Annotated in this window: 7 protein-coding genes; 6 read left to right on the top strand and 1 reads right to left on the bottom strand. The window is 71.3% G+C overall.

Features of this window, described 5'->3' with window-relative positions; all coding sequences use genetic code 11:
* Window positions 1-423 precede the first annotated feature (423 nt).
* The 3 genes from AB0C46_RS20555 (at window position 424) to AB0C46_RS20545 (ending at window position 3,464) form a co-directional block, all read left to right on the top strand.
* Window positions 424-1,896 (top strand): amino acid permease, encoded by a 1,473-nt coding sequence (locus tag AB0C46_RS20555; RefSeq protein WP_362829330.1) that lies wholly within the window; start codon window positions 424-426, stop codon window positions 1,894-1,896.
* Between the two features lie 10 nt (window positions 1,897-1,906).
* Window positions 1,907-2,362: an Lrp/AsnC family transcriptional regulator gene (locus AB0C46_RS20550; RefSeq protein ID WP_362829321.1), complete on the top strand. Its 456-nt coding sequence runs from the start codon at window positions 1,907-1,909 to the stop codon at window positions 2,360-2,362.
* Window positions 2,363-2,531: 169 nt separating this feature from the next.
* Window positions 2,532-3,464, top strand: coding sequence for a LysR family transcriptional regulator (locus tag AB0C46_RS20545; RefSeq protein WP_362829320.1), 933 nt, complete (start codon window positions 2,532-2,534; stop codon window positions 3,462-3,464).
* Window positions 3,465-3,485: 21 nt separating this feature from the next.
* Here the strand turns inward: AB0C46_RS20545 and AB0C46_RS20540 are convergent, their stop codons facing one another.
* Window positions 3,486-3,857, bottom strand: a complete 372-nt coding sequence (locus AB0C46_RS20540; RefSeq protein ID WP_362829319.1) for a MarR family winged helix-turn-helix transcriptional regulator — start codon at window positions 3,855-3,857, stop codon at window positions 3,486-3,488.
* A gap of 44 nt (window positions 3,858-3,901) precedes the next feature.
* On the opposite strand from AB0C46_RS20540, the gene AB0C46_RS20535 reads away from it, so the two are divergent.
* The 3 genes from AB0C46_RS20535 to AB0C46_RS20525 all read left to right on the top strand — a co-directional run bounded on the left by AB0C46_RS20535 (window position 3,902) and on the right by AB0C46_RS20525 (window position 6,981).
* Window positions 3,902-4,168, top strand: a complete 267-nt coding sequence (locus AB0C46_RS20535) for a hypothetical protein (protein WP_362829318.1) — start codon at window positions 3,902-3,904, stop codon at window positions 4,166-4,168.
* Window positions 4,169-4,366: 198 nt separating this feature from the next.
* Window positions 4,367-5,182 carry a carbon-nitrogen hydrolase family protein gene (locus AB0C46_RS20530; protein ID WP_362829317.1) on the top strand — a complete coding sequence of 272 codons (816 nt, stop codon included), beginning with the start codon at window positions 4,367-4,369 and terminating at the stop codon, window positions 5,180-5,182.
* Between the two features lie 98 nt (window positions 5,183-5,280).
* Window positions 5,281-6,981, top strand: a complete 1,701-nt coding sequence (locus tag AB0C46_RS20525) for an NAD(P)/FAD-dependent oxidoreductase (protein ID WP_362829316.1) — start codon at window positions 5,281-5,283, stop codon at window positions 6,979-6,981.
* Window positions 6,982-6,987: the final 6 nt, after the last annotated feature.

Genomic DNA, 6,987 nt, shown 5'->3' with positions numbered 1-6,987 from the left:
GCGTCCTCCCCAAACGACAACGTCGGCCTTCAAGACCCCAACCGGGCCTTGAAGGCCGACGTCACGCTCGGCCCCGGATTAACCAACGGCATCCCGACCCGGTGCGGGGCCGTTCGGATAAGTGGAACCCGGGGCCCCGGTCCGTCCCGCTCCGCCGGAACCCGTACGATCGGACCCTGGCGCGCAACGAACGACCGCCCGCCGCGCCGGTGCGCAACGATCGTGCACTGTTGCGCAAGGAACCTGCATTACGGCAGGTCAGCGGCGGGCCGTAAGGTCAAGCGCTGTACGTGGAGTGGCGGAGTCCGCCTGCTCGGCGGTCTCCTGCTGCGGGTGCGCTTCGGCATGCCCTTGTACCGACCGCTGCCGGTCGCCGCCATCCGTACCCGTCATCTGATCGGCAGCGATAAAGGAGCCACCCCAGTGTTGGAGCACGGCGCAGCCCCGCCCGCAGGGGCCAGCGACCCCCCGCCCCCCTCGTCCGGGGGTCTGGGCACTCGGCTGATGCGGCGCAAGCCCGTCGAGCGGCTGGTCGCCGAGGGCGGCAAGGGGCAGGGGGGAATGCTCCGCCGCTCGATGGGCATGTGGCAGCTGACCATGATCAGCATCGGGGCCACGCTCGGCACCGGCATCTTCGTGGTCCTCGGCGAGGCCGTGCCGGACGCCGGGCCCGCGGTCATCCTCGCGTTCGTGATCGCCGGTGTCACCGCGCTGTTCTCCGCACTGTCCTACGCGGAGCTGGCCGGCAGCATCCCGGTCTCCGGATCGTCGTACTCCTACGCCTACGCCACCCTCGGTGAGCTGGTCGCCTGGGTCTGCGGCTGGTGTCTGATCCTGGAGTACGGCGTCTCGGTCGCGGCCGTCGCCGTGGGCTGGGGCCAGTATCTGAACGAGCTGCTCGACGGTGTCTTCGGCTTCACCATCCCGGACGCACTGTCCCAGCCGCCCGGTGACGGCGGCGTCTTCAACCTGCCGGCCCTGCTGGTCGTGCTGCTCGCGATGGTCTTCCTGCTGGGCGGGGCCAAGGAGAGCGCCCGGGCCAACACGATCATGGTCGTCGTCAAGATCGCCGCGCTGCTGCTCTTCTGCGGTGTCGCCGTCCAGGGCGTGCGGTCCGGCAACTACGCGAACTTCATGCCGATGGGCATGGCGGGCGTCAGCGCCGCCGGTGCCACCCTGTTCTTCTCGTACATCGGCTTCGACGCCGCCTCCACCGCCGGTGAGGAGGCCAAGAACCCGCAGCGCGACCTGCCGCGCGCGATCATGCTCTCGCTGGTGATCGTCACGGCGCTGTACTGCCTGGTCGCGGCGATCGCCGTGGGCGCGATGCCCTGGCAGGAGTTCGAGGGCTCGGAGGCCGCGCTGGCCGGGATCATGAAGGCGGTCACCGGCCAGAGCTGGTGGGCCGTGCTGCTCGCCTTCGGCGCGGTCATCGCCATCGCCAGTGTCGTGCTGACCGTGCTCTACGGCCAGACCCGCATCCTGTTCGCGATGTCCCGGGACGGGCTGGTGCCGAAGGTGTTCTCCAAGGTGCACCCGAAGAGCGGTGCGCCGCGGGCCAACACCATCATCGTCTCGCTGTTCTGCGGGGTGCTCGCCGCGGCGGTGCCGCTGGGCGAGCTGGCCGACGCCACCAGCATCGGCACCCTGTTCGCCTTCGCGCTGGTCAATGTCGCAGTGATCGTGCTGCGCCGCACCCGGCCCGACATGCCGCGCAGTTTCCGCACCCCGCTCTCGCCGCTCTTCCCGGCGATCGGCTTCGTGCTGTGCCTCTACATGATGGGCAGCCTCGGCGCCGTGACCTGGGTGGTCTTCGGTGTCTGGATGGCCGTGGGCCTTGTGGTCTACTTCGGATACGGCATGCGCCGCTCCCGATTGGCCACCGCAGAGAAGTGATCCACCCGCAGTGCGACTGAACGATCTCGACGAACGCATCGTCCACGCCCTCGCCGAGGACGCCCGCCGCAGCTATGCCGACATCGGCCAGGAGGTCGGGCTGTCCGCACCGGCCGTCAAACGCCGGGTGGACCGGCTGCGGGCGGACGGCGCGATCACCGGATTCACCGTACGGGTCGATCCGGCCGCACTCGGCTGGGAGACCGAGGGGTTCATCGAGCTCTACTGCCGCCGCAACACCTCGCCCGAGGCGATCCACCGCGGCCTGTCGCGCTACCCGGAAGTGGCGTCCGCCTCCACCGTCACCGGTGAGGCGGACGCCGTCGTCCAGGTCTTCGCCTCCGACATGCGGCATTTCGAGCGGGTGCTGGAGCGGATCGCGGGCGAGCCCTTCGTGGAGCGGACGAAGTCCGTGCTGGTGCTCTCACCGCTGCTGCGGCGCTTCAGCTCGGGGGCGCCGGGCTGACCCGCCTCCGCCCTCCGCCCCGGGGGCGGCCGGGTGCCCCGGCGGGCGTCGCCACCGCCCTCCTCCGCGAAGGCGGGCGTCGTCGGCCGCGGGAGGAAGGCGGCCGAGGTCATGACGGGCACGCTAGGGTCCGCTCAGCTGACCTCCCATGCAAGGTGTTCACTCCGTGATGGCGCGCCACGCAAACATCGATCTCAACCTGCTGACGGCGCTGGACGCCCTGCTCGAAGAGCAGAGTGTGACCGCGGCCGCCGACCGGCTCGGGCTCTCCGGACCGGCCATGAGCCGCGCCCTCGGCCGCATCCGCCGCACGATCGGCGACCCCGTCCTGGTGCGCTCCGGGCGCCATATGGTGCCCACCCCGCGCGCCCTGGAAATCAGGGCCGAGGTACGCCGGCTGGTGGAGGCGGCACATGGCGTGCTGGCCCCGTCCGCGCCGGCCGACCCGGCCCAGCTGGCCCGGGTGTTCACCATCAACGCCAACGATCTCTTCGTCACCGCCGTCGGTCCGCGCCTGGTCGCCCGCGCCGCCGAGGAAGCGCCGCAGGTCGTGCTGCGCTTCCTCGGCGAGAGCCCTATCGATCTGCCGCTGCTGCGGGACGGCGCCGCGGACCTGGAACTCGGCGTCATCGACAGCCCCGAGCCGGAGATCCGCACGGAGGAGCTGTTCATCGACCGCAGCGTCGCGGTGGTGCGCGAGGGCCACCCGCTGACCACCGGGAAGCTCACCGTGCGCCGCTTCGCCGACGCGGCGCACCTCAACTTCTCCCGCCGCGGCCGGCTGACCGGCCCCATCGACGCGGCGCTCGCCGCACGCGGACTGCGGCGCAAGGTGATCGCCACCGTCCCGACCTTCGCCGCGTCACTGCTGATGGTCCGCGACAGCGATGCGGTGGGCCTGGCCAACGAGCGGGCCGGGGCGGCGACGGTCCGCGGGCTGGGGCTGCGCACGCTGCCGATTCCGCTCGAACTGCCGTCGATGACCATGGAGATGGCCTGGCACCCGCGCCAGGAGGCCGACGCGGGGCACCGCTGGCTGCGCGGGCTGGTACGGGAGACGGTGCAGGAGTCCCTGCGGGACGTGCCGCCCGGCGAGGACTGACCGCCTTGCCGCGCCCGCTCGTCAGCCCTCTCCGGCGGGCCCGTTCACCGCGCCGAAATCGTCCATGAAGCGGGTGAACAGCCGGGCGAACGCGGCGCGTTCGGCGGCCGGCCAGTCGCGGGTCACCCGCGCCACCACGGAGCGCCGGAAAGTGTGCGCCGCCTCCAGCAGCTCACGCCCGTCCGGTGTCACGGCCAGCAGAGTGCGCCGGCCGTCCGTCTGGTCGGCCTCGCGGCGGAGATGACCGGCCTCCACGGCGGCCGCCACCAGCTTGCTCGCCCGCGGCTGGTCCACCCGCAGGGCGTCCGCCACCTCCCGTACCCCCGCCGGTTCCCCGCGCTCCTCGGCGGCGTCCACGACATCCAGCACATCGAACGCGGCGCCCTCCGGCACCGGCTTCCCGCCCTGCCGCGCTCCAGGGGCCGCTGGCCCGTCCGGTGCTGAGCCGGCTGCTGCAGCCCTTCTGGGAGCCGGGCGCGCGCACTCTCGACGAGGTCGCCGGTGCACTGATCGCCCGCGGCCGGCTCACTGCCGGTGGCGACACCCTCGCGCTCACCGAGGCCGGCCGGCGGACCCATGCCCAGGTCGCGACCCTGGTCGACGCCGGCCGCGCCCGCCTGATGCGCGGACTGACCGACGACGACTACCTCCGCACCGTGACCGTCCTCGACCGGATGACCGCCAACCTCACGCCAGGCCGCTGACCAGCGGCCCGACGCGCGCCGGGACACCGGCTGGGCAGCCGCCCGGGGCCGCTCCGGCGCCGGCGCAACGAATCACCGCACAGTCCCTTGAACGCGCAATGAATCGTCCATCGGCACGCAACGGTGGCGCCTTGTCCCGGATCACCGGCGGCCCGTACCGTCAATGCGTCCACCCGCACCGTCTCGCCGAGGGATCCCATGACGTCGCTGCACACCGCCCTGCTCCAGAGTTCGGGACGGCCCGGCGATGTCGCGCACAATCTGCGGGTCCTGGAGGACGCGGCCCGCGCGGCGGCGGCGACCGGCGCCGGGCTGCTCGCCTGCCCCGAGCTGTTCCTGACCGGCTATGCCATCGGCGACGGCGTCCACCGCCTCGCGGAGACCGCCGACGGCGACAGCGCCCGGGCCATCGCGAAGATCGCCGCCGAGCACAGCATCGCGGTGCTCTACGGCTACCCCGAGCGCGCCGCCCAGGGCGAGAGCGACAGCGCCGCGGTCTACAACTCGGCGCAGCTCATCGGCCCCGCGGGCGAGCGCCTCGCCAACTACCGCAAGACCCATCTCTTCGGCTGCTTCGAGCGTGAGTGGTTCACCCCGGGGGAGCGGGCCGTCGTCCAGACCGAGCTGGCCGGGCTCCGGATCGGCGTGATGATCTGCTACGACGTGGAGTTCCCGGAGAACGTCCGGGCCCATGCGCTGGCCGGCACCGATCTGCTGCTGGTGCCCACCGCGCAGATGCACCCCTTCCAGTTCGTCCCCGAGTCCGTCATCCCGGTCCGCGCCTTCGAGAACCAGATGTATGTCGCGTACGTCAACCGGGTCGGCGCGGAGGGCGAGTTCGAGTTCGTCGGCCTCAGCTGCCTGGCCGGCCCGGACGGTGTGGTGCGCACCCGCGCCGGCCGCACCGAGCAGCTGGTCCGCGCCGATGTCGACCCCGCCTTCCTGAAGGAATCCCGGGCGGACAACCCCTATCTGCACGACCGCCGGCCCGAGCTGTACGGCCCGCTGACGTGACCTGACCCCGCCCCGCCCCCACCGATCCGCCGCAGGCCGGCCCACCCGGCCTGCGCTGCCCTGCCTGCTGTGCCCTGTCTGCAAGGAGCCCGTCCCCGATGACGTCCACGGTGCCCACCGCCGCCCACCACGCGGATGCCCAGCCGCCGATCACCATGTTCGGCCCGGACTTCCCGTACGCCTACGACGACTTCCTCGCCCACCCGGCGGGCCTCGGCCAGGTCCCCGCGACCGAGCACGGCAAGGAGGTCGCGGTCATCGGCGGCGGCCTCTCCGGCATCATCACCGCCTACGAGCTGATGAAGATGGGCCTCAAGCCCGTCGTCTACGAGGCGGACCACATAGGCGGCCGGCTGCGCACCATCGGCTTCGAGGGCACCCCGGCCGAGGCCGCGGACCTGACCGCCGAGATGGGCGCGATGCGCTTCCCGCCGTCCTCGACGGCGCTCCAGCACTACATCGACCTGGTGGGCCTGACGACCACGCCGTTCCCCAACCCGCTGGCCGCGGACACCCCGTCGACCGTCGTCGACCTCAAGGGCGAGTCGCACTACGCCCGTACCGTCGAGGACCTCCCCGAGGTCTACCACCAGGTCATGGACGCCTGGAACGCCTGCCTGGAGGAGGGCGCGGACTTCTCCGACATGAACCAGGCGATCCGCGAGCGCGATGTCCCGCGCATCCGCGAGATCTGGTCCCGGCTCGTCGAGAAGCTCGACAACCAGACCTTCTACGGCTACCTCTGCGACTCGACGGCCTTCAAGTCCTTCCGCCACCGGGAGATCTTCGGCCAGGTCGGCTTCGGCACCGGCGGCTGGGACACCGACTTCCCCAACTCCATCCTGGAGATCCTGCGGGTCGTCTACACCGAGGCCGACGACCACCACCGCGGCATCGTCGGCGGCAGCCAGCAGCTGCCGCTGCGCCTGTGGGAGCGCGAGCCGCAGAAGATCGTGCACTGGGCGCCGGGCACCTCGCTGTCGTCGCTGCACGACGGGACGCCCCGGCCCGCGGTGACCCGCCTGAACCGCACCGCCGGCAACCGCATCACGGTCACCGACGCCGACGGCGACATCCGCACCTACGAGGCCGCCGTCTTCACGGCGCAGTCCTGGATGCTGCTCAGCAAGATCGCGTGCGATGACGCACTGTTCCCCATCGACCACTGGACGGCGATGGAGCGCACCCACTACATGGAGTCCAGCAAGCTCTTCGTGCCCGTCGACCGGCCGTTCTGGCTCGACAAGGACGAGGAGACGGGGCGGGACGTCATGTCGATGACGCTGACCGACCGTATGACGCGCGGTACGTACCTGCTCGACAACGGACCGGACCAGCCCGCGGTCATCTGCCTCTCCTACACCTGGTGCGACGACAGCCTCAAGTGGCTGCCGCTGGAGGCGAACGAGCGGATGGAGGTCATGCTGAAGTCGCTTTCGGAGATCTATCCGAAGGTCGACATCCGCAAGCACATCATCGGCAACCCGGTCACCGTGTCCTGGGAGAACGAGCCGTACTTCATGGGCGCCTTCAAGGCGAACCTGCCCGGCCACTACCGCTACCAGCGGCGCCTGTTCACCCACTTCATGCAGGACCGTCTCCCCGAGGACAAGCGGGGCCTGTTCCTCGCGGGCGACGACATCTCCTGGACGGCGGGCTGGGCCGAGGGCGCGGTGCAGACCGCGCTGAACGCGGTGTGGGGCGTGATGCACCACTTCGGCGGTGCGACGGACGCGACCAACCCGGGTCCGGGCGATGTGTACGACGAGATCGCCCCGGTCGAACTGCCGGAGGACTGACGCATG

Origin of the sequence: Streptomyces sp. NPDC048637, assembly GCF_040650675.1 — a bacterium.
Taxonomy (GTDB): domain Bacteria; phylum Actinomycetota; class Actinomycetes; order Streptomycetales; family Streptomycetaceae; genus Streptomyces.
Note: the sequence above shows the minus strand (reverse complement) of the source record. Positions and strands in the feature narration are given on the sequence as shown.

What these genes read in the sequence shown, in the direction of transcription:
- AB0C46_RS20545 (WP_362829320.1), top strand. Translation starts at nt 2,532, where the DNA reads ATGGCGCGCCACGCAAACATCGATCTCAACCTGCTGACGGCGCTGGAC.
- AB0C46_RS20530 (WP_362829317.1), top strand. Translation starts at nt 4,367, where the DNA reads ATGACGTCGCTGCACACCGCCCTGCTCCAGAGTTCGGGACGGCCCGGC.
- AB0C46_RS20525 (WP_362829316.1), top strand. Translation starts at nt 5,281, where the DNA reads ATGACGTCCACGGTGCCCACCGCCGCCCACCACGCGGATGCCCAGCCG.